General features: G+C 33.5%; 26 protein-coding genes. 20 read left to right on the top strand and 6 right to left on the bottom strand.

The window, feature by feature from the left end:
- The first annotated feature begins 27 nt into the window (after window positions 1–27).
- From BMSHG_RS22975 to BMSHG_RS22965, 3 genes are all read left to right on the top strand, one after another.
- On the top strand, window positions 28–1476 hold the full coding sequence (locus BMSHG_RS22975; protein WP_019156809.1) for a SulP family inorganic anion transporter: 1449 nt from the start codon (window positions 28–30) through the stop codon (window positions 1474–1476).
- A gap of 17 nt (window positions 1477–1493) precedes the next feature.
- Window positions 1494–1913, top strand: a complete 420-nt coding sequence (locus BMSHG_RS22970) for a universal stress protein (RefSeq protein WP_019156808.1) — start codon at window positions 1494–1496, stop codon at window positions 1911–1913.
- 306 nt (window positions 1914–2219) lie between these two features.
- A complete protein-coding gene (locus BMSHG_RS22965; protein WP_019156807.1) occupies window positions 2220–3701 on the top strand; it encodes a SulP family inorganic anion transporter in 1482 nt (493 codons plus the stop codon).
- 40 nt (window positions 3702–3741) lie between these two features.
- Here the strand turns inward: BMSHG_RS22965 and rnjA are convergent, their stop codons facing one another.
- Together rnjA and BMSHG_RS22955 are read right to left on the bottom strand one after the other, a co-directional pair.
- Window positions 3742–5412 carry a ribonuclease J1 gene (gene rnjA / locus BMSHG_RS22960; RefSeq protein ID WP_019156806.1) on the bottom strand — a complete coding sequence of 557 codons (1671 nt, stop codon included), beginning with the start codon at window positions 5410–5412 and terminating at the stop codon, window positions 3742–3744.
- Window positions 5413–5626: 214 nt separating this feature from the next.
- Window positions 5627–6904: an MFS transporter gene (locus BMSHG_RS22955; RefSeq protein WP_019156805.1), complete on the bottom strand. Its 1278-nt coding sequence runs from the start codon at window positions 6902–6904 to the stop codon at window positions 5627–5629.
- A 437-nt stretch (window positions 6905–7341) separates the two neighbouring features.
- Between BMSHG_RS22955 and BMSHG_RS22950 the strand changes: the two genes are divergently transcribed.
- The 13 genes from BMSHG_RS22950 (at window position 7342) to BMSHG_RS22890 (ending at window position 17510) form a co-directional block, all read left to right on the top strand.
- Entirely contained in the window at window positions 7342–7794 is a 453-nt protein-coding gene (locus tag BMSHG_RS22950) for a MarR family winged helix-turn-helix transcriptional regulator (protein WP_019156804.1), read from the top strand.
- An 18-nt stretch (window positions 7795–7812) separates the two neighbouring features.
- Window positions 7813–8310 (top strand): arsinothricin resistance N-acetyltransferase ArsN1 family A, encoded by a 498-nt coding sequence (locus tag BMSHG_RS22945; RefSeq protein ID WP_019156803.1) that lies wholly within the window; start codon window positions 7813–7815, stop codon window positions 8308–8310.
- Window positions 8311–8323: 13 nt separating this feature from the next.
- Window positions 8324–9706 carry an NAD(P)-binding domain-containing protein gene (locus BMSHG_RS22940; protein WP_019156802.1) on the top strand — a complete coding sequence of 461 codons (1383 nt, stop codon included), beginning with the start codon at window positions 8324–8326 and terminating at the stop codon, window positions 9704–9706.
- A gap of 66 nt (window positions 9707–9772) precedes the next feature.
- Window positions 9773–11014 carry an MFS transporter gene (locus tag BMSHG_RS22935; protein WP_019156801.1) on the top strand — a complete coding sequence of 414 codons (1242 nt, stop codon included), beginning with the start codon at window positions 9773–9775 and terminating at the stop codon, window positions 11012–11014.
- 237 nt (window positions 11015–11251) lie between these two features.
- Window positions 11252–11386, top strand: a complete 135-nt coding sequence (locus tag BMSHG_RS29370; RefSeq protein WP_019156800.1) for a hypothetical protein — start codon at window positions 11252–11254, stop codon at window positions 11384–11386.
- A 78-nt stretch (window positions 11387–11464) separates the two neighbouring features.
- Complete coding sequence (locus BMSHG_RS22925; protein ID WP_019156799.1) at window positions 11465–11809, top strand: ArsR/SmtB family transcription factor; 345 nt, start codon at window positions 11465–11467, stop codon at window positions 11807–11809.
- A gap of 14 nt (window positions 11810–11823) precedes the next feature.
- Window positions 11824–13122, top strand: a complete 1299-nt coding sequence (locus BMSHG_RS22920; protein ID WP_019156798.1) for an arsenical efflux pump membrane protein ArsB — start codon at window positions 11824–11826, stop codon at window positions 13120–13122.
- A gap of 21 nt (window positions 13123–13143) precedes the next feature.
- The gene (arsC, locus tag BMSHG_RS22915; protein ID WP_019156797.1) at window positions 13144–13563 is read left to right on the top strand and encodes an arsenate reductase (thioredoxin); all 420 of its coding nucleotides are present in this window, start codon (window positions 13144–13146) and stop codon (window positions 13561–13563) included.
- Window positions 13564–13656: 93 nt separating this feature from the next.
- A complete protein-coding gene (arsD, locus tag BMSHG_RS22910; RefSeq protein WP_019156796.1) occupies window positions 13657–14016 on the top strand; it encodes an arsenite efflux transporter metallochaperone ArsD in 360 nt (119 codons plus the stop codon).
- A 21-nt stretch (window positions 14017–14037) separates the two neighbouring features.
- Window positions 14038–15807: an arsenical pump-driving ATPase gene (arsA, locus tag BMSHG_RS22905; RefSeq protein ID WP_019156795.1), complete on the top strand. Its 1770-nt coding sequence runs from the start codon at window positions 14038–14040 to the stop codon at window positions 15805–15807.
- A gap of 16 nt (window positions 15808–15823) precedes the next feature.
- Window positions 15824–16771: a thioredoxin-disulfide reductase gene (trxB, locus tag BMSHG_RS22900; protein ID WP_019156794.1), complete on the top strand. Its 948-nt coding sequence runs from the start codon at window positions 15824–15826 to the stop codon at window positions 16769–16771.
- Between the two features lie 14 nt (window positions 16772–16785).
- Complete coding sequence (locus BMSHG_RS22895; RefSeq protein ID WP_019156793.1) at window positions 16786–17214, top strand: protein-tyrosine phosphatase family protein; 429 nt, start codon at window positions 16786–16788, stop codon at window positions 17212–17214.
- A gap of 20 nt (window positions 17215–17234) precedes the next feature.
- Window positions 17235–17510 carry an adhesin gene (locus tag BMSHG_RS22890; RefSeq protein WP_019156792.1) on the top strand — a complete coding sequence of 92 codons (276 nt, stop codon included), beginning with the start codon at window positions 17235–17237 and terminating at the stop codon, window positions 17508–17510.
- 57 nt (window positions 17511–17567) lie between these two features.
- Here BMSHG_RS22890 and BMSHG_RS22885 read toward each other — a convergent pair whose 3' ends face one another.
- From BMSHG_RS22885 to BMSHG_RS22870, 4 genes are all read right to left on the bottom strand, one after another.
- Window positions 17568–18755 (bottom strand): carboxylate--amine ligase, encoded by a 1188-nt coding sequence (locus tag BMSHG_RS22885; protein ID WP_019156791.1) that lies wholly within the window; start codon window positions 18753–18755, stop codon window positions 17568–17570.
- A gap of 166 nt (window positions 18756–18921) precedes the next feature.
- Complete coding sequence (locus BMSHG_RS22880; protein WP_019156790.1) at window positions 18922–19125, bottom strand: hypothetical protein; 204 nt, start codon at window positions 19123–19125, stop codon at window positions 18922–18924.
- Between the two features lie 15 nt (window positions 19126–19140).
- Window positions 19141–19341, bottom strand: a complete 201-nt coding sequence (locus tag BMSHG_RS22875; RefSeq protein WP_019156789.1) for a hypothetical protein — start codon at window positions 19339–19341, stop codon at window positions 19141–19143.
- A 76-nt stretch (window positions 19342–19417) separates the two neighbouring features.
- The gene (locus tag BMSHG_RS22870; RefSeq protein ID WP_019156788.1) at window positions 19418–19747 is read right to left on the bottom strand and encodes an ArsR/SmtB family transcription factor; all 330 of its coding nucleotides are present in this window, start codon (window positions 19745–19747) and stop codon (window positions 19418–19420) included.
- Window positions 19748–19978: 231 nt separating this feature from the next.
- Between BMSHG_RS22870 and BMSHG_RS22865 the strand changes: the two genes are divergently transcribed.
- The 4 genes from BMSHG_RS22865 to BMSHG_RS28540 form a co-directional block, all read left to right on the top strand.
- Window positions 19979–21202, top strand: a complete 1224-nt coding sequence (locus BMSHG_RS22865; protein WP_019156787.1) for a metallophosphoesterase family protein — start codon at window positions 19979–19981, stop codon at window positions 21200–21202.
- A gap of 74 nt (window positions 21203–21276) precedes the next feature.
- Window positions 21277–21417, top strand: coding sequence for a hypothetical protein (locus tag BMSHG_RS28335; RefSeq protein WP_019156786.1), 141 nt, complete (start codon window positions 21277–21279; stop codon window positions 21415–21417).
- A gap of 17 nt (window positions 21418–21434) precedes the next feature.
- Entirely contained in the window at window positions 21435–21671 is a 237-nt protein-coding gene (locus tag BMSHG_RS22855; RefSeq protein WP_235776438.1) for a hypothetical protein, read from the top strand.
- Window positions 21661–23126: hypothetical protein (locus tag BMSHG_RS28540; RefSeq protein ID WP_019156784.1), on the top strand; the 1466-nt coding region annotated here is incomplete at its 3' end. The genes BMSHG_RS22855 and BMSHG_RS28540, both read left to right, overlap by 11 nt.

Raw genomic sequence — 23126 nt, 5'->3', positions numbered from 1 at the left:
CTAATAGGAAGGAGAGGAGAATCAAATATGGAACAACTTACTTATAAACAATCATGGTTTGGCAATATAAAAGGTGATATTCTATCTGGTTTAGTTGTTGCGCTTGCACTTATTCCAGAAGCCATTGCTTTTTCAATTATTGCAGGAGTAGATCCAATGGTTGGTTTGTATGCTTCATTTACAATTGCTGTTACGATTGCTTTTATTGGCGGTAGACCAGGTATGATTTCAGCTGCTACTGGAGCCATGGCTCTACTATTTATTGACTTAGTTGCAAATCATGGAATTCAGTATTTACTGGCAGCAACTATTTTAACAGGTATACTACAAATTCTGTTTGGTGTATTTAAACTAGCTAGATATATGAAATTTATACCAAGGTCAGTAATGGTTGGTTTTGTAAATGCGTTAGCTATTTTAATATTCACATCCCAATTGCAACACTTCGAGGACGAATCATGGATTATATACGCGTTAGTAGGATTAACGTTAGCTATTATTTACCTTTTTCCTTATCTTACAAAAGTTGTACCATCTACACTTGTGGCCATTGTAGTTGTAACGGCACTTTCAATATTTATGAATTATGGGGTCAGAACAGTAGGTGATATGGGAACAATTTCTCAAACATTACCACAATTTTTGATTCCTGATATTCCCTTGTCTTTTGAAACCCTAGTTATAATTCTCCCTTATTCCCTTGCCCTAGCAGTCGTTGGTATTTTGGAATCTTTATTGACGGCAACTATTGTAGATGATATGACAGATTCGGACAGTGATAAGAATGTTGAGAGTAGAGGACAAGGAGTTGCCAATATTATTACAGGCTTTTTTGGGGGAATGGCAGGATGTGCAATGATAGGACAATCAGTAATTAATGTGAAATCTGGCGGAAGGGGAAGACTTTCTGCATTAGTAGCGGGGATTTTTTTAATGTTTTTAATTGTTGTGCTTGGCGATATAGTTGTTCAAATCCCAATGGCTGCACTTGCTGGTGTAATGATCATGGTTTCGATAAGTACATTTGATTGGGGTTCGATAAAAACGCTCCACCTGGTTCCTAGAAGTGATGCTACTGTGATGATTGTCACTGTCTTAACGGTTGTATTCACTCATAATTTAGCTATCGGGGTATTTACTGGGATCTTACTTAGTGCAATCTTCTTTGTTTCTAAAATTTCAAAAATACGTGTAGATAGCAAATTAGTGGGTAATAAAAGAATATACTATGTTAACGGGGAATTGTTTTTTGCATCTGTTACTGAACTTATTTCAAAGTTCAATTACAAAGAGGATATAAAAAATGTGGAACTAAACTTAAGCAGTGCCCATGTATGGGATGACTCAGCAGTAGCTGCTGTGGAAAAAATTGTGTCAAAGTTTGAGGACAATAAAATTGTTGTAGATGTAAAAGGATTAAACGCTGCTAGTACAGAATTAATAAATAAATTAGCTAATAAACTTGGAACTCATTAATAGGAGGGGTTGGGAGAATGTATAAAAAAATATTATTAGCAACTGACGGATCGGAGCATTCAAAAAGGGCTGCTGAGAATGCAGTTCATATTGCAAAATGTAGTCCTAATTCAAAAATAGAAGTTGTATATGTCGTGGATCATGATAAAGTGAAGTCGGATGTTCTAAAGAATTGGAACTCTGCCGATATTGGAGACAAACGAAAAGACAGAATGAAAGATGTTGAGCGAATAGCAAAAGAATCAGGCGTTTCCTATGAAATAAAAATTTTACATGGAGAACCAGGACCTGTCATCGTCGATTATGCAAATAAAAACAATTTTGAAATCGTTATCATTGGTAGCAGGGGTTTAAATGTTCTTCAAGAATTTATGCTAGGTAGCGTAAGTCATAAAGTTGCTAAGCGAGCAAATTGTCCAGTATTAATAGTTAAATAACAAGGGTAAAAGGGACTATCCAAGAGGTCATTAAGAGTGACTTACTAAGGACAGTCCCTTTTAGTTTTAGGATTTTCTTTTAAATATATAAATTTAAATTCCAAGACCTACCACTTCATTTATATAAAAATTATATGGTTGTACCGAATATGAAAGAAAAATGATGATTTTGGACGTAAATCATAATTGTTCGCGTTTTCATGCGATTTCACAAAAACGTCATAATCATATATACTCGATTTGTTATCAACGGACCCGACTTTCATGAGAGTTGAAAGTCATCAAAATATACGAAAGAGGTGCTATATGTTTAGTAACAAAAAAATTAAATATGAATGGTTTGGGAACATCAAAGGAGATGTACTTGCAGGAATGGTAGTTGCAATGGCCCTAATACCAGAAGCGATTGCTTTCTCAATTATTGCGGGAGTAGACCCAATGGTAGGACTATATGCATCGTTCTGTATCGCGGTAGTTATTGCATTTGTTGGGGGCAGACCCGGAATGATTTCTGCTGCGACTGGTGCGACTGCATTACTAATGGTAACTTTAGTTGCCGAGCACGGATTACAGTATTTACTTGCCGCAACAATTCTTACTGGTGTCATACAGATTGTAATGGGCGTTTTAAAATTAGGACGGTTAATGAAGTTCGTTCCACGATCTGTTATGACAGGATTTGTAAATGCATTAGCAATCCTTATTTTCACATCCCAACTAACTCACTTTGTTGGAGAAACATGGGTGATGTATGTAATGGTGGCTGGAGCGTTGGCGATTATTTATATATTACCTCGTTTTACAAAAGTAGTTCCTTCTCCATTAGTTGCAATTATTGCCATTACAATTGTTGCCATAATGACTGGGAGCGATGTTAGAACGATAGGAGATATGGGGCAGCTAACGCAGGCATTGCCTTTATTCTTAATTCCTGACATTCCATTAAACTTTGAAACATTGAAAATTATCTTTCCTTACTCCTTATCTATCGCTATTGTAGGTTTAGTTGAATCATTATTGACAGCATCAATCGTGGACGATATGACAGACACCAAAAGTGATAAGAACAAGGAAGCTAGAGGTCAGGGAATTGCAAATATCGTTTCAGGATTTTTTGGCGGGATGGCTGGTTGTGCGATGATTGGTCAATCCGTTATCAACGTAAAATCTGGTGGAAGAGGAAGGCTTTCTTCTCTTGTAGCTGGTGCATTCTTAATGTTCCTAATCTTAGTATTAAACAACTACCTTATACAGATTCCAATGGCGGCATTGGTTGGTGTAATGATTATGGTATCCATTGGTACATTTGATTGGTCTTCTTTAAAAGCTCTACACAAAACACCAATTACCGATACAATAGTGATGATTGCAACAGTTATTACTGTTCTAATGACTCATGATTTATCAAAAGGTGTTTTAGTGGGTATCATTTTAAGTGCGATTTTCTTTGCATCTAAGATATCTAAAGTAAAGGTAACCACTCTAAGTTCGGAAGGTTCTCATAAAAAAATCTATCGAGTATCTGGACAATTATTTTTTGCCTCTGTAACTGATTTTGTTGAAAGTTTTGATTACAGTGAAAAAGTACAAGAAATTAATTTAGACTTCACTCAAGCCCATTTATGGGATGATTCAGCAGTTGGGGCTATTGATAAAGTGGTCATTAAATATCACCAAAACGGTGTTAAGGTAAACTTAATAGGTCTTAATAATGAAAGCAATAAATTAATTGATAAACTAGCCGTTCATAACAAACCAGGTGGCCTCGAAAAGGCCGTAGGTCATTAAATAAGGAAACACGCTGAGATATATCAGCGTGTTTTTTGTGTTATTTAACGTCCATAATTACAGGAAGTATAATCGGTCTTCTGCCTGTTTCTTTATAAACAAAAGGTTCTAATTGATCCAGTATATCTTTTTTGATATCTCCCCATTTTGTATTACCAGATTTAAGGGAGCGTTCAGTCGAAGATTTAACAATTTCTCGAATATTACTTAATAACACTTCTGATTCTCTCATAAAAACAAATCCACGAGTAATGATTTCAGGCCCAGAGACTATACTCTTGCTTTTATTGTCAATCGAAATAATGGCAATTAATATGCCAGACTCCGATAGCTTTTTCCTGTCATTAAGAACAACTGATCCAATATCTCCTATACCATCTCCATCCACATACACTGGATTAGCAGGTACAGTTCCTGTAATAACAGCGTTATTTTGATTAATCTCAATAACATCCCCATTATCAAGGATAAAAGAGCGATCTTTAGGTACCCCACATTCATGTGCTAATTCAACATGTTGCCTTAGCATCCGAAACTCCCCATGAATAGGGATAAAAAAATGAGGGTTTATTAAGCGTAACATTAATTTTAACTCTTCTTGAGCACCATGTCCTGAAGTATGGATATCTTTTAGTTTATGATGAATAACAGTTGCGCCAGAACGGCTCAATTGGTCAATTATCCTATTTATGCTAATCGTATTACCTGGTATTGGTGAGGAAGAAAAAATTACCGTATCTTCACTTCTAATTGTTAGTTGCGGGTGCCTTTTATTAGCGATCCTAGATAATGCAGCAAAAGGTTCCCCTTGACTTCCGGTACAGAGTACTAGGATGCGGTCTTCAGGATAGTTATTAATTTCAGAAGCATCAATTAGCATTCCATTTGGGATAGTAAGATACCCAAGTTCTTGTCCTATTCTTACAGCTTTAACAAGACTTCTCCCTAAGACAACAATTTTCCTTTTGTGAATGATGGCAGCTTCAATTGCCTGTTTAAACCGATACATATTCGATGCAAAAGTAGCAAATATAATTCTGCCAGTACATTCATTGAACAAAGAATGAATCGTTTGACTTATCTTTTTTTCTGATAACGAAAAACCAGGTATCTCACTATTTGTACTATCTGAAAGTAAACAAAGCACACCATCATTCCCAACAGAAGCTATCTTTGAAATGTTGGAAGGTTTCCCAAGAGGTGTTAAATCAAATTTAAAATCTCCCGTATGAACAATGTTCCCGTGAGGTGTTTTTACAACAATTCCGAACGAATCTGGGATACTGTGTGTTGTTCTAAAAAAATCAACAGATAATGAGTTAAAAGAGAAAATCCGATCTTCTTCAATTTCATATAATTTTGCATTATTTAGCAAACCATGTTCTTTTAATTTTTCTTTTATTAATTCCAAAGCCAGTTTTCCCGCGTAAATGGGGACATTGATTTCCTTCAATAGAAAGGGAATGCCACCTATATGGTCTTCATGTCCGTGAGTAATAAATAATCCCTTAATCTTTTCTTCATTTTCAATTAGATACGAGTAATCTGGTATTACATAATCAATTCCGAACAATTCTTCTTCCGGGAATTTTACTCCTGCGTCAATAAGTATTATTTCATCCTGGTATTGAATAACATACGTATTTTTACCGATTTCTCCTAAACCACCGAGTGCAAATATTGCTAAGTTATTTGTTGATACAACGTTCATTTATTCACTCCTTTATTATTTGCTAATATGGTTATTTTACCATATATAATCTAGGGTCTGAAATTTGATTTTTAAATTAGAATGATCGTGTAAGAGTTTAAAAAAATGTAATCACTTTTTAATTTGTGTATTATGTTTGGGAAGGTTTTAGTAGAGGAGAGGGCAAGCAGTAAAAAAATGTGTAGAAACTATTGTTCTACACATTTTCTACATTTTATAAAACTTTCGAAGGTTTTGTTGCAAACAATGCACATGTTACCCCAATGGCTGGAAAAACTAATGAGAATAATAGAATTTCTGTATAACCTCCAAACATGTCAAACGCATATCCAAATGGTAATGGACCAAATGCTGAACCTAATACCATGACAGTTGTTGCGATACCACTAATACTTCCGAGTGATGACCTACCAAAATAGCTTGGCCAGACGTAGTTAAGTGCAATACGCTCAAATCCTCCACTAATTCCCCATAAGATTCCAAACATCACTGCTAGAAAAGTAGACTTTGTAATGAGTAAAAAGAGAATAAAGATGATCTCTCCAACAAAAATACCAGCCAATACATAATTTATTTTAACTCGATCAATCAACCGACCAGCAATTAAAGTTAAAGGGAACCCTACAATAGCCATAATACTAAGTACCAGCGCAGCTGTACCCGCAGATAAACTATTTGATTTAAAGATTGATATGAGATGAAAGGTAATTCCGGTATTAACGAGAGCAGGTATACTTACACATATTAAAATTAACCAGAAGCTTTTCGTTCTCATAGCCTCTTTTAGTGTCCAACTAATTTCCATATCTGAATTGTTTTCTAAAGTTTTATTTTGTTCAGACATTACATTTGGTTTCCGACCATCGGGTAATAAACCAACATCTTCCGGTTTATTACGCACAAAGAAATAAGCTAGCGGAGTAAAAATAATTAACAACAAGGAGCCCCATACAAGCCAAGATACTTCCCAGCTAAAAGTTGAGACAAGCCAAGAGTTTATTGGTGGAAATAATGCTGAACTTGCAAAACCACCGATTGCCATATAACTTAATGCTTTACCTCTTTTTTTAATGAACCACTGAGGAACGAGTGTATTAGGAACTAGAGTCATTGAACCTTGACCAAATATTCTAAGCATAAAGAATCCTAGAAAAAGCATAAATAAATTTGATACAAAGCTATTCCACAAACATGCAAAAGCCAATGCTACCGAGACAATAATCATGATCTTTCTCTGACCAAACCGGTCTATAAATCTACCGACAAAAAACATACATAACCCAGAGAGCAGAGTAGCGAGGGAATAAACCGTTGATACTTCAGAACGACTCCATCCAAAGTCCTTAATATATGAATCAATGAAAACAGAGATTGAATAGGTCTGACCTGGACCAGAAAAGAATACACTTAGTGCGCTTATGGTAACAATAATCCATCCATAGTAGAACTTTGAATGAACGGGAACCTGAGAAAGTGACTTAGCTGTTTGCATAATATCCCCCATTTTAAAAAAGTGAAAATTAAATACAATAACAATAGTAACAAATTTATTTGAAAATTAGAAATTAATATTATGAATCCAAATTAAACAAACAGATAACATATTAAGGTAAAAATTTTTATTGGGAAATATAGGTTTAGGTGCATTTTTAGAAAAGAGTTTTATTATTCACCAAAAGCAATTATATATTGGTCGATTCCCTAGAAGAAAATACTTGATTTTTGCAAGTAATAATGTTATAAAACGGATATAAGTTTAATGAAATAAAAGAAAGTTGTTTTTATTTAAGTTGATTATTACAACTAAAAATAAATTGGGTAGGTTTGTTTTTGACGGTTTTTGTTCTCAAATTTCTCATGAAATAAGTAAATCGCTAATGTCGTAGACAAAAGAAAAAAGTTTGAAGAAATATTAAGGAGGATTAATACATGAGAAATTCATTTCAAAAGATCACACGTAGTTTTGGTCTACTCAATAAAATATGCTGCTCTGTAGAAGGAATTGATGTATCTGCTGTACAAAGTCACATACTTTATGAGATAGACGTAAACGATAATCCAACTATGCAACAGGTGGCAGATTTGCTTGGGATTGAAATTGCAACATTTAGTAGGCAAATCCAAACCCTTATAAAAATGAATCTTGTGATAAAACTACCTTCTATGAAAGACAAGAGAGTGAGTGTTTTAGCCTTAACGGAAGAAGGAAAAAAGGTTGCAACAGGGATCGATAAGCAAGTAAATGAATTCTTAGATGATATCTTCGGTGAAATGACTGAATTTGAACGTGAAACAACACGAAGAACCGTTCATTTTCTTGCTGAAGTAATGACCAAATCACCATTGTGTTGCGGACTTAAGACAGATAAGAGTAGCTGTTAGAATAGGAGAATTATCAAAATGAACAATATAAATATTCGAGTAGCATCTATAGACGACATCGAAGATATTCTCTTCATTTATAACGAAGGGATAATTGATCGAATTGCAACTCTAGAAACAACAATTAAAGATAAGAATTATATGTTGGAGTGGTTCCATCGGCATAAAGAACGCTACAAGGTCATAGTGGCAGAAGTTGAAGGGAAGACAGTAGGATGGGCGAGTCTAAATCAGTACAGCAGCCGCTCAGCATACGATGGTGTTGCAGATTTATCAATTTATATTAAAAGAACTTATCGTGGAAAAGGTGTGGGAGGAACATTACTTTCCTACATTGAGGGGATAGCAAAAGAAAATGATTTCCATAAAATTGTCTTGTTTACTTTTCCATTCAATGAATTAGGTCAAGGTTTATATAAAAAAAGAGGATTTCGGGAAGTTGGAGTATTTAAAAATCAAGGAATATTAGACGGTCAATATATTGATGTAATGGCAATGGAGAAATTGTTATTTTAGGAGGTTAATAAAAATGGAAAAAGTTATGAAAGGTAATCTTCCTGTTGCAATCATCGGTGGTGGTCCTGTTGGGCTTGCGGCTGCTGCTCATCTTGTTCAAAAAGGAGAAAGTTTCATCTTGTTTGAAGCAGGGGCGACAGTGGCTTCAAATATCTTAGAGTGGGGACACGTAAAAATGTTTTCTCCATGGCAATACAATATTGATAGGGCATCAAGGGAGTTACTCGAAAAGTCAGGATGGGTGTCGCCAAATGAAAATTTACTACCCACAGGACAAGAGTTGGTTGAAGAATACCTACTCCCGTTAAGCCAAGTAAAGGAAATGAATGATAACATTATTTTAAATGCTATTATAGTAGGTATAGCAAGAAAAGGACTAGATAAATTAAAAAATGCTAAAAGAGAAGATGCACCCTTCCAGCTATATGTTGATATTGAAGGAGAAACAAAGGTTTTTGAAGCAAAAGCTGTTATTGATTCATCTGGGACTTGGAAAAATCCTAATCCCGCACTTTCAAATGGAATTTGGACGAATTCAGAACGTTCCTTAAACAATCATATCTATTATGGGATTCCAAACGTAAATAAACTTGAGGATCGTTATAGGGACAAAAATGTAATGGTCATTGGTAGTGGGCATTCTGCCATTAATGCACTTCTTGAACTTGTAGAGTTAAAAGTGAAATATCCGAATACAACTATTTATTGGGTGATGAGAAAGCAAAATGTAAAAGAAGCATATGGTGGTCAAGAGAATGATGGACTACAAGCTCGTGGCGAACTAGGCACTAAAATTCAGAGAATGGTTGAATTAGAACAAATTAAAGTCTTAACTCCATTTTATATCCATAATCTTAAAGGGGAAAATGGAAAGATTAGTGTTACAGGTAACCATAATTTCGACGAAGTTTTAATCCATGACATTGACGAACTTATTGTAAGTACAGGATTTAGACCAGATATATCATTCTTAAACGAAGTCCGATTAAATCTTGATCCTGCGGTTGAAAGTGTAGAAGCACTCGCTCCACTTATTGATCCTAATATTCATAGCTGCGGTACTGTAAGGCCACATGGGGAAGAGGAATTAAGACAGCCAGAAAAGAATTTCTATATTGTAGGGATGAAAAGCTATGGTCGAGCACCAACTTTCTTACTTGCAACAGGATACGAACAAGTTCGATCTGTTGTTGCATACTTAACTGGAGATATTGTAGGAGCAAAAGAGGTACATTTAGAATTGCCGGAAACAGGTGTATGCAGTACAAATATAGAATCAAACTGTTGTTCAACCGAAACTAAGCCTATGCAAATAGAATCTGATTCTTGTTGTACGCCTAAACCTATCCCATTGAAAATAGAAATAAATAAAAAGGACAATTCTTGTTGTAGCTAAATCTTTTTGACCAGTCTGTGACTCAGATTGGCCTTTTTACTTTAATGGGTGGTAAGGAGGTGTATTTTGTTTTCTCAAGATAAACAACCTGTTGTAGCACTTGCTCTAATTACTGCGATTTGTCTAGCGGGAGATTCCATGCTTTATATTGTACTTCCAACGCACTGGAAAGAAGTTGGTTTAACATCCCTAGTGCAAGTTGGAATTTTACTTTCTGTAAATCGGTTTGTAAGGCTTCCATTGAATCCTTTAATAGGGTATATCTACAAGAAAGTGAACTTTCGAAGCGGAATTCTTCTTGCAGTTATTTTAAGTGGTATTACGACAATCAGTTATGGATTGGTAGAGAATTTTAAAATTTGGGTCTTCCTTAGATCGATATGGGGATTTTCTTGGGCCCTTTTTAAACTTGGAGGCTATTTATTAATATTACAGTTTTCTACTGATATGAACCGAGGAAATGTAATGGGAACTTATAACGGATTATATCGTTTGGGTAGTCTTTTTGGAATGTTATTTGGAGGCTTTTTTGCAGATTTAATTGGGATGAAGACCATCAGTATAGTTATAGGATTTTTTGCATTCTTAAGCATTTGTATTATCTATAAATACATTCCAAAAACGGTTGAAATTTATGATGTAGCAAACAAAACACATCCATCAAATCTAAGTAATAAAAGATACTTATTTGATAAGCCACTTGTAAAGAGGTTTATTACGGCATTTCTAGTCATGATGTTACTAGACGGAATGCTAACGGCAACTTTGGGTCATATTATTGAGGTCAAATATACAAATAACATTGAAGTATTTCACGTAATAATTGGAGCTGCAACGCTTGCAGGTATTATGCAAGCACTTAGGTGGGGCATATCGCCCATTGTAATCCCACAAATAGGAAACTTATTAGATAGGTCTAACCATAATAACGTTATATTGGGATTATTCTTATCTTGTGCATCAATCCTTTCATTTTTACTGCCATTCCAGATTCAATTAGGAATATGGCTACCTATTTTATTTTTACATCTAATAGTTTCTTCAATACTTATAAATGTTATGGATACCATTGTTGCGGAATATGCATCAAAACAAATTAACAAGATATTCATAATGACCACATTTACGATAATTGTAGATTTAGGTGCAGCGCTTGGACCAATAACTAGTTATTTCTTGGAACAAAAAATAGGGCTAGAAAGTTTATTTTGGATTACAGCAGGTGTGTGTTGTTTATTGTCAATTATATGGATTATTCCACGTAATCAAAGTGGAAATAGAGAACACAGAATGTATCACGAAATGTAAGAGGCTATAAAATATAAGCTAAAGCTTAGGTTTATATTTGTTCATAAAGAAGATTGGTTACAGAGTTTTTGTAACCAATCTTCTTCTTCTTCTTCTTTACAGAAAGTTTACAAAAAAACTATTGCACTTAATACATAAGCGAAGTATTATATAAGTAAATATTTATATGATGATTCATTCAGAATTAGATCAAAAAACCTTTCTACCTACTTCTTGGATTAAACGGGAGGGAAGAATATGAAGCAGATTATTCCAGCATTAATTTTTATATTAATTGTTTTTATCGGAGAGATATTTCTATTACGTGCCGACAAAGGGTCTTCCATCTTATCTAACTATTTGAATAAAATGATGAATCTATTTAAAAAATAAGTTAAAGAGTACTTTACTATTGCCTATATAAGCTAATTATTATATATTAATATTTGGATTATTCTGGGAGGTGTATATATGTTAGTTTCAACCATTGAAATAGAGAAAGCTGCATCAATTCTAAAATTATTAGGGGATAAAACACGACTTACAATGGTAAAAATTTTAGATAATCATGATTGTTGTGTGTGTGAGTTTGTAGAGATATTTAAAACTAGCCAACCAGCAATTAGTCAACATATTCGTAAATTGAAAGATGTAGGTATCGTTCGGGAAGCAAGAAGAGGTCAATGGATTATTTATTCACTTAACAAAGATAGTGACTATTATCCGTTAATTCAAGACCTTTTGGAACATCTTCCTAGCCAAGATTATAAATTACAGGAACTTGAAGAACAAGGATTACGAATTTCATGTGAGTAATAGGGGGGAATAATTTGACATCAGTAGTTTTAGCATCAGTGATTTTTTTACTAACGCTTGTTTTAGTTATTTGGCAACCTAAAGGTTTGTCCATAGGATGGTCGGCTTGCGGTGGAGCAATTCTTGCTTTACTTGCAGGAGTAGTTGATATTAACGATGTAATAGACGTTACATCCATTGTTTGGAACGCAACTTTAGCGTTTGTTGCCATTATTATCATTTCATTAATTCTAGATGAGATTGGATTTTTTGAGTGGTCAGCTCTACATATGGCGAGAGCTGCAAAAGGAAACGGGGTTCGAATGTTTGTCTATGTTTCTATATTAGGAGCATTAGTTGCAGCGTTCTTTGCAAACGATGGAGCAGCATTAATCTTAACTCCAATCGTATTGGCGATGGTTCGAAACCTAAACTTCAATGAAAAAATGGTATTTCCATTTATCATTGCTAGTGGATTTATTGCAGATACAACATCTCTGCCACTTGTGGTAAGTAACTTAGTAAACATCGTATCAGCAGACTTTTTTGGAATTGGTTTTGCCGAGTTTGCATCAAGGATGATTATTCCAAACTTCTTTTCATTAGCAGCAAGTATTTTAGTTTTGTATCTATTTTTCCGTAAGAGTATTCCGAAGAATTACGATATTACTCAATTGAAAAAGCCGGTAGAAGCAATTCGAGACATGAAGATGTTCAGACTATCTTGGATTGTATTAGGGATACTACTTATTGGATACTTTGCAAGTGAATTTACCGGTATTCCAGTATCGATCATTGCATGTATTGTAGCAATCTTCTTCTTATTCATGGCTAGAAGAAGTGCAGCGGTAAACACACGAACAGTTATAAAAGGCGCTCCATGGGCTATCGTGTTTTTCTCAATAGGCATGTATGTAGTTGTATACGGATTAAGAAATGTTGGGCTTACAGATTTACTAGCTAATCTTATTCAGCTAACAGCAGACCAAGGATTATTTGCAGCAACAATTGGAATGGGGTTCATTGCAGCGATTCTTTCATCTGTTATGAATAACATGCCAACTGTAATGATTGATGCGCTTGCGATAGCTGATACTAATACAACAGGTGTGATTAGGGAAGCCCTAATTTATGCAAACGTTATTGGTTCAGACTTGGGACCAAAAATCACACCTATTGGTTCTCTTGCCACTCTATTATGGCTACATGTTCTTTCACAAAAGGGTGTTAAGATTTCGTGGGGAACCTACTTTAAGACTGGTATTGTATTAACCATTCCGACATTGTTCATTACTCTAGTTGGATTATATATCTGGTTACTTATTATTCATTAAACAATAAAGGAGAAATAAATAATGACGAAAAAAACAATCTACTTTTTATGTACAGGTAACTCATGTAGAAGCCAAATGGCGGAAGGATGGGGAAAAAAGTATTTAGGAGACGAGTGGAACGTATTAAGTGCTGGTATTGAAGCACATGGCTTAAATCCTAATGCCTTAAAAGCGATGAATGAAGTAGGCATTGACATTTCAAACCAAACTTCCGACATTATTGATTCTGAAATCTTAAACAATGCAGATTTTGTGGTGACTTTATGTGGAGACGCTGCAGATAAGTGTCCAATGACACCACCTCATGTTAAACGTGATCATTGGGGATTTGATGACCCAGCAAAAGCTCAAGGGACTGAAGAGGAAAAATGGGCAGTATTCCAACGAGTTCGTGACCAAATTGGTGAAAGAATCAAACGCTTTGCTGAAACTGGTGAATAATAAAATCTAATAGCCAAGAGATTCATCTCTTGGTTTTCTTCTGAATTTTATATAAGTATATGCTTATTTAATAGTAAACGGAGGTTTTTTCTGATGAAAAAAATTGAGATATTTGATCCAGCGATGTGTTGCTCCACTGGAGTGTGTGGTCCTTCAGTTGATCCAGAACTAACCAGAGTAGCGTCCGCTGTATACTCTTTAGAGAAAAAAGGATTTGATGTGAAACGGTATCAGTTAACTAATGAACCTGAAAAATTTGCTAACACGCATGAAGTCAATAAAGTCTTACATGCGAAGGGTCCTAATGCGTTACCTGTGGTTTTAGTGGATGAACAGGTTGTAAAGGTTGGAAGCTATCCAACAAATGAAGAACTTGCTGAATGGTTAGGAGTAAAATCAGAAGAACTAACTGAAAAACCAAAAGTTCGCCTATCATTAACTATAAAGAAATAGTAGTAGAAAGAAGTGAAAAACATGTTTCAGTCTTTCAATCCAAAAAATGTCGTACAAACAAAGTTTTTATTTTTAACTGGAAAAGGTGGGGTAGGAAAAACATCAACTGCATGTGCAACAGCTGTAGCGTTAGCTGATAGTGGAAAAAGAGTGTTATTGATAAGTACCGACCCAGCATCCAATTTACAAGACGTATTTGGTATAGAATTAACAAATTCGCCTATGTCGGTTCCCACTGTTGAAAATCTATATGCTAGTAATCTAGACCCCGAAGCTTCTGCAAAAGCATATCGTGAAAAAGTAGTTGGGCCATATCGTGGAGTTCTTCCTGATTCCGTATTAGTCACAATGGAAGAACAATTATCAGGAGCATGTACAGTAGAGATTGCTGCATTCGATGAATTTACAACCTTATTAACAAATGAAGAAATCATTAATCAATACGATCATATTATTTTCGATACAGCTCCAACAGGGCATACATTACGTCTTTTACAGCTTCCAACAGCTTGGAATGGATTTTTAGAAGAAAGTACGCACGGAGCTTCTTGCTTAGGACCGTTATCTGGACTTGCAGATAAGAAAAGTCTTTATTCTGAAACGGTTGATGTGCTTTCAGATCCAAAGAAAACAACTTTACTATTAGTAACAAGACCTGATGTTTCATCTCTTTTAGAAGCAAACCGTGCTTCATTAGAACTTAAAGAAATAGGGATTAAAAATCAAATACTAATAGTAAACGGCCTTCTTCAAAATTATTTGAAGGAAGATGAAGTGTCTGTAGCCTTCTATCAAAAGCAAAGGGATTCATTAAAACATATTCCAGACAACCTAAAACAGACTGTAAGTTATTCATTACCCTTTGTTTCATATTCTCTTACAGGTATTAAAAATCTTCGTTATCTATTTAGTGATTACTTTATACCAACAGAAGAAACTGGTAGGGAAATTAACATAGGTAAAATCCCTAGGCTGAACGATGTAATAAACGACTTTTCTGTAAGTAATACAAAACTTATATTCACAATGGGTAAAGGTGGGGTAGGTAAAACTACGGTTGCATCTGCTATTGCAGTTGGTTTAGTAGAAAAAGGACATCGTGTTCATTTAACCACAACAGACCCAGCGGCACATTTACAGTATCAATTTGAAACGGACCAACTTCATCAAAATCTAACGATTAGTAGCATTAATCCTAAAAAGGAAGTCGAGAAATATAAAGCAGAAGTGTTAGCAACTGCTGGGCAGGATTTAGATGATGAAGGTCTAGCATATCTACAGGAAGATTTAAATTCTCCTTGTACAGAAGAAATTGCAATTTTTCGAGCGTTTGCTGAAGTAGTTGCCAAATCTGAAAATGAAATTGTTGTAATAGACACGGCCCCTACAGGACATACGTTACTCTTATTAGATGCAGCACAATCATATAGTAAAGAAATTGCAAGGTCCACTGGTGAGGTACCAGAAAGTGTAACTAAACTACTACCAAAGATCCGAAATCCAAAAGAAACATCAGTAGTAATCGTTACATTAGCTGAAGCGACACCGGTTTTAGAGGCTTCAAGATTACAAGATGATTTAAGGCGAGCAAGTATCAATCCAAAATGGTGGGTAATTAATCAAAGTTTAATGGCTACCAATACAACTGACTCTGTATTAAAAGGTAAAGCAATCTCAGAGAAAGAATGGATTAATGAAGTCAAAACACATTTAGCTGAAAGAAGTGCTATTATTCCTTGGTTAAATGAAGAAAAAGTTGGATATGAGAAGCTGAAAGATTACATTATGTAATGTGGGGGAATTGAAAATGGAGAAAGTAGTTATTTTAGGAACAGGACCATCTGGATTAACGGCTGCTATATATTTAGCGAGAGCTAACATGAAACCAATAGTAATTGAAGGTTATCAACCGGGAGGACAATTAACATTAACAACAGAAGTTGAAAACTTTCCAGGCTTTATTGATGGGATTATGGGACCTGAACTTATGGAAAATATGAGAAAGCAAGCTGAGAGATTCGGGGCTGAGTTTAGAAGAGGTTGGGTAACGAATGTTGATTTTTCAAAAAAACCATATAAATTACAAGTGAATGGGTTAGGTGAAATTGAAACTGAAGCTCTAATTCTTTCAACTGGGGCATCTGCTAAGCTTTTAAATATTCCTGGTGAAGTGGGGAATATTGGTCGAGGGGTTAGTACTTGTGCAACTTGTGATGGATTCTTTTTTAGAGGAAAAAAAGTCATTATAGTAGGTGGCGGGGACTCTGCAATGGAGGAAGCTAATTTCTTAACTAAGTTTGCAAGTGAAGTCATTGTTGTTCATAGACGAAATGAACTTCGTGCATCAAAAATCATGCAGGATCGTGCTAGAAACAACCCTAAAATTTCGTGGCAACTTAACAAAACACCAATTGAGGTTTTAGCCGGTGAAAAGGGTGTTACTGGCTTTAAAGTGTTAAATAATGAAACCAATGAAGAAGAAATCATTCAGACAGACGGTATCTTTGTTGCAATTGGTCATACACCAAATACAGCATTTTTAAATGGCCAAATTGATACTGATGAGACAGGGTACATCAATGTAGTTCCTGGTACAACAGAAACTAATATACCTGGTGTTTTTGCTTGTGGAGACGTACAAGATAAAAAATATCGGCAAGCCATTACTGCTGCTGGCACAGGATGCATGGCAGCATTGGATGCAGAAAAGTATTTAGAAGAGAATAGTGTTCATGACTGGAGCAAATCTTTATAATTGGAGGAGTAACTATGACAACAAAGAATTATCATGAATTAATCAATGACAGAATTTTCATTGGTGGTGCCGATGATGTAAAAGAAGCACTTAAAAATGAAAAAGTCGATGTTGTGTATGATCTAAGAGCTGAATCACCTAATGAAAAATCAGAGTATAATCGTGTTCATAGCCCAATTGTTGACGACGCAGCAAACCAAGAAGAATCAATTAAAAAATCCATTGATCATGTAGTTAACGCGTATAATGAAGGCAAGAATGTATATTTTCACTGCCAAGGTGGAAGTAATCGAACTGGCACTGTCGCAATTGGAACTTTACTAGCTTTAAGTAAGGCGAGTACTATTGAAGAAGCAGAAGAAATTGCTAAGCAGGCTCGTCCGAAAATTAACGTGAAACCAGAAATGAAAGAAGCTTTAAAAAAAATCTATCCAAATGGATAGAGATTCAGGGAGAGATATTAATGAGAATTACTGATGCAGCTAAACAACTATTAGAAAATGTATTAACTGAAAATGGTGCAGAAGGTATACGTCTTTATTCCGTAGCTGGTTGCTGTGGACCACAATTTGCACTATCTTTAGATGCTCCACAAGAAAATGATAAGGTTGAAACCATTAATGGGATTAAAGTGGCATTTGATTCGCAAGTTAATTCAACAGAGGAGTTAACATTAGATAAGGAAGAAAGTCAAAACGGTGAAGGGCTAGTACTGTTAGGTGCAAGTAGCTGTTGTTAGGATGAAAAAGAAGTGGGTTTGTCTATTGATTAGGCCGACTCACTTCTTTTTTTGAATTTAGTATGACTTTGAATATTTATTATAGACTTTTGAAAGCATCATCTTAAAAAACGATATGGTTGGTTTCGGATCTTTCCAATCCCATATTGCATAAGTCTTGCGTTTAAATATCGTAGGTATCACTTGAAAAATAGATAATTGCCCTGTTCGAATATAATCATTAATTGCTAGCAAATCTTCAAATGCATAGCAAAACACTTTATTCGTATTGTAGGTGATTGCTTTGTCTTCAATTGGTTGTCCAACAAGTTCTGAGTACATTACAAAAGGAAAATTAACTCCAGCTTCATACAACATATGATTTAGGGTTGTGATTCTAGCATTAATTTCAATTGAATAAAATTTTCCAGTATCTGCGTCTTTCTTAAATTCTATTTCAGCAAATCCCTTGTAATTAATTCTTTCTAGAAATTTTGAACCAATTTCATGTAGTTCAGGAACATATTTTTGGCTCGTATATACAGATGCACCAAAGTTAATAGGAAACTGGCGATGCTTTTGGCAAGTAACCCAGTGTGTCACTTGTGAACTTTGATTTAAATAAGCATCGTACGTATACATATGGTCATCAAAGCCAGGTATTATTCGCTGAACAATAACCTCTAATCCGGCTTTATTTGCTTTATCTATCGCCTTTTGTAATTCAGTTCGATTATGTACTTTAAAAATCTTACGTCTGAACTTAGCAACAAATGCTGGTGAATCAGTAGGCTTTACTACACAAGGGAACTGAATGATCTTTTCAACCTTTTCATAGAAATCCTCTTCATCAACACGGATTGTTTCTGGAACATTAATCCCGTGTTCATTAGCCATTCTGTGCAAAATTTCTTTGTTCATAACCTTGGTCCAAAGACCTTTTTCCTTTTGAGATATTAAATAAAATTTATTTAATTCGTCTAAATATTCATCAATTACCTCTACATATGAATCATGGCAGGGTATGAGGACTGGAGGAACGCTCTGTTTGCTTGCATAATTTATTAAAAACTGAATGAATTCTTTCTTATCTGTTTTATAATGTGGGGCAATAAGCTGTTCTGAACAATATTTTGATTCTGCGCCGTAATTGTGATTACTAGAGTAGTCAACAGCCACAGTGTGTACTCCATTAATACCTAAACAACGAATGACACTTAATCCAATATAATAATTACACCCTAGAATAACTGCTTTATTTTTCATACAGACAACTCCTGAAAATCATTAATTACAAAAATGAATTAAGGCTAAATATGAAATTCTTAGGTGGTGGATTCTCTGAAATAATATCATTAATAGACATATTTTAACATAATTCACCAAGGGAAAGAATAACATCCCTTTCCCTTGATTAGAGTATTCACTCTTTTTATTTTTCCATAATTAATTCGTGAAATGCATTTTCAAAACTTTGATACGTAGACTTACCATAACGATTCTTATCATTCTTAAAAAACAACTTTATAGTATGAGCCTTTGCGGTTTCGATGGGGCAATTCCTTGAATTCATAACTAATTTTATATAGGCTAAAAAATACTCTTTAGACAAGTTACCTCCATGGTTTACAATCATGAAAATTATACTCCTTTAAGCGGTGCAGCATTGAGTTGTACAACAAGGATCTTTAGATTCTGATTTTTCACTCTTGATTTTTTCAACTAGATTCATAACTATTTTTTGTAACAAGCTTTCATGCTTGATAGCTGAAAGTAGTGCAAACTCTTTAGAAATCTCCTCAAATTCTTGCTTTTTATACTTTGCTAACATTTCATATTCATGGTAATTCATAAAGACCATCTCCTTTAATTTAATCAAGATATATTGATTTATTAATCAAAAAAAATTGATTTGTAACCAAAAAAAATTAGCATCTACTACTTGGCCTAAATAAACAACAGAGTTCTTCAGATAACAGGTGATTTATCTCATTTTGGTTTAATTTATAATAACTCCATGTTCCTCTTGTATCTTTTAGGATAATGTTTGCATCTAATAAAATCTTTAAATGATAGGATAATTTTGATTGAGTCATATCTACAATAGGAGCTAGGTCACAAACACACATTTCTCCTTTTTGGGTAAGGATATTCATTATCTGTAATCTTTTCTGATCAGCAATAGCTTTAAATTTTTGTTCATAAACTTCAAATAATTTGTCGTTGGATAAGTCTATAAGGTTTATTTCATTTTTCATTTTCTCACCTTTTCTTTAAATCAAATTTATTTGATGTAATCTTATTATATTTCCAGATTTTTCATATGTCAATCCACTTAATCAAAAAAAATTGATTTAAAATATACATGTAGAGAGGGAAAAGTCTGCTTAATGGTTATTTCAAAAGATTTAATAGTGAATATTATCAAACAATTTGTTACTATTATCTTAATAATATGGAACAATTTGGTTTGAGAGAGGAATAATATAATGAAATGGTTGCATTTATCAGATTTGCATTTAATTTATAAAAATTATGAAACAGATGTTATGAGAATTAGTTTTTTTGATTATCTAAAAAAGATTTTTAAGGACAAAGTTGATTGTTTATTTATTACTGGGGATATAACACATCAAGGGCAAGAATATACGGATGAAGTAGTTGAATTTTTAAACGAAATTGTAACTTCATTAAATATCTCTAAAGATAATATTTATATGATACCAGGTAATCACGACATCAAAAGAACAAAATTAATGGGAAATGTTATAAAAGGGCTCTTAAGTGAAGATGATTGCAAGAAAGCGATAAATGAAATTGACGAAGAGTCATTTGATGTTTTATTTAAAGGACAGCAAGGATTTGTAACTTTATATGAAAGATTTCTAGAAAGAGAATATCCAAAAAATAATATCCATTTTGTTATAAAAACTGAAGAATATAACGTTATTCATATTAATACATGTTTGATTGCTGGTGGGGATAATGTAGAAGGTAAAATTTTAGTGGGACTTCAGAACATTTTAAATGTAATGAGGGAAATAAGTAGCGAGAAGGATAAGGTTACCTTTGCAATAGGTCATCATACAGTAAACTGTCTAAATGATGCGGAAAAGGGAAGTTTTTTAAACAGGTTATCTGACAATGAAGTTGACTTTTACTTAAGCGGTCACGTACATAAAAGTAATATTTATCAAGAGTCAAACAACTATAAGACTGTTCATATGTTTACTGCCGGTGCGAATGTGGTTGATGGATATTCAGATACTATTTTTATAGAAGGAAATTTAGATACAAGTAGTGGAAGTGTGGAAGTGGTGTATCATTCTTGGAACCCATCTCAAGAATTTTGGCATGTAAATAACTCATTGGATAGAAGATTAGTAGAAGGAAAGTATACTTTTGAGCTTGAAAAAATAAAAAAAACATTGAGTTCGAAAGGAACTGTTAATACACAAGCTGTTAAGCCAATTATACCAATTAATAAGTTAGAATTTAAAAACTTCCTTATAGACTTTCATAATGTACTTAGTAAAGATGAACCAATTTCTTTTAAAGAAAAATTTGAATTAAATGATGTGAGAGACAAATTCGAGAATATGAAATGTTCTCTATCCTTAAAAAAACAATATGATACTTATTCTACATATTTTCCCATAATAAATGAGATATTTAAATCTTCAAGTTTTGTTGGATTCGAAAAAAACATTTAGTTCCTAGCCTAATTAGTAAATACTATCTTAAGGTACTGCATAAATATAATAATGGTGATGAAATATTTGTTGCTATGGCTGAAGCGATTGTTGAAAAATATGGAGTTGAATTGGATTTATCAGAAGAAGCCTTAGAAATTTATATTTCTATACTTATCTATTGGGAAATTCATGAATGTGATATCTATAATGAAAACAAAAAGGATGTATCATGATGATGGATTTTTTCTTAATGTCAAAGCATTCGACCGTTCATGAAAATGTTTTATTGAATGCTAAAATTCTATTTGAATTGATTGAAGAGCAAAAACATATTGATGAACTATTTAATGATTATGTTAAAAAAGAAAATATCTTATTGAATCTAAATGTTGAAAGAATATTATATTTGTCATTAGTCTTTTTATATTCGGTTGAACTAATTGTTGTAGAAAATAATATGGTTAAGAAGGTAAAAAATGATAATTAAAGAGTTAATAATATATAGCTTTAACGAAAAGAAAATAATAGAGAAATATCCGTTTAACTTATATGGATTAAATATTATTTTAGGTGAGCGCAGAGATAAGGGTCAAGAAACCAATGGTGTTGGAAAATCTACGATGATTGACACAATAAATTATTTATTAGGTAGAGAATGTCCTAAGGAATTGAGTAAGAGTAAAGTATTAAGTGAAAAAGAAATGTTTGCAGTGTTAAATGTAGAAGTTAATAAGAAAAGTATATTACTAGGAAGATATTTTCTAGAAGCAGAAGATGGATATATATTAGAAAGTGAAAGGGTATCTTTTGAGTTAAATAATTGGGTGAAAGTGGATAATGAAAAGTATAGAGAATATATAAATATTTTTATTGTCAATTTGAATAAAGATACACCAAGATTCACATCATTAAGAGAATATATTATTCGAGATGAGAAAACAGGCTTTTTGGGTATAGGACTTCCTAGAAGAAAAGCAATTGATGAAGCGAAGTATTTATCATATCTATTTAATTTGCCAACAGGTTTTGAGGAAGAAATTAATGTAATAAAAAATGAACTTAAGGCCGTAAATGACAAATTGAAACTCATCAATTCTTTAAAAAATGAAATTGTAGAATTAAAGGCTAAGCAAAAAGATATCTTAAATAAAATGAAAGATATCGATAAGGATATAAAGAATTTAGAGATTGTTGGTTCGTTAAAAGATAGTGCAAAGAAATATAATGATTATAGGAAGGAATATAATCAAATTCAAAACGCAATCTTCGAACTAGAACATATAAATAAGCAATACAAATTAAATATTGAGGATCTAGAAGATAAGCTTAATGAAATTAAAAAGTTAAATGATATTGAAACTTTTTATAAACAATTGATAGGTTATTTCCCAAATGAAATATCAAAAAACCAATCAGAAATAAAAGCTTTCTATGAATATATGGTTGAAAATAGAGGTAATTATTTTAAATTTAAAATTGTAGAAACTGAGCAATCTATTAAGAGATTAAAAGGGGAATTAAAAATACTAGAACAACATATTAAACATTATTCAGGTGTTTTTAAGCAAACTGGAATTCTAAAAGACATTACAAAAATGAATGAAGAAAAAAATCTTTTATTTCAACAATTAGATGAGGTACGTGGGAAAATTAGCTTGTATGAAGAAAAAGCACAAACAAATGCTGATATAACAGCGTTAAAGCAAAAAATCTTACGCGAAATTCAAATCAAACAGGATATATTTGATGGAAAAAAAGATGAATTAAAAGAGATTAGTGAAATATTTAATGCATTAGTAAATGAAGCGTATGGTGAAGAAGGTTTATTAGAATTTGAACTAAATAGTGGTACTAATTTAAATGACAGTACAGGTAGAATTAAAATTATTTGTGAAATTGAAGATGAAGGATCGCATGGTAGGCACTACATGAAAGTAAGCCC

This window comes from Robertmurraya massiliosenegalensis JC6, assembly GCF_000311725.1.
Classification (GTDB): domain Bacteria; phylum Bacillota; class Bacilli; order Bacillales; family Cytobacillaceae; genus Robertmurraya; species Robertmurraya massiliosenegalensis.
Note: the sequence above shows the minus strand (reverse complement) of the source record. Positions and strands in the feature narration are given on the sequence as shown.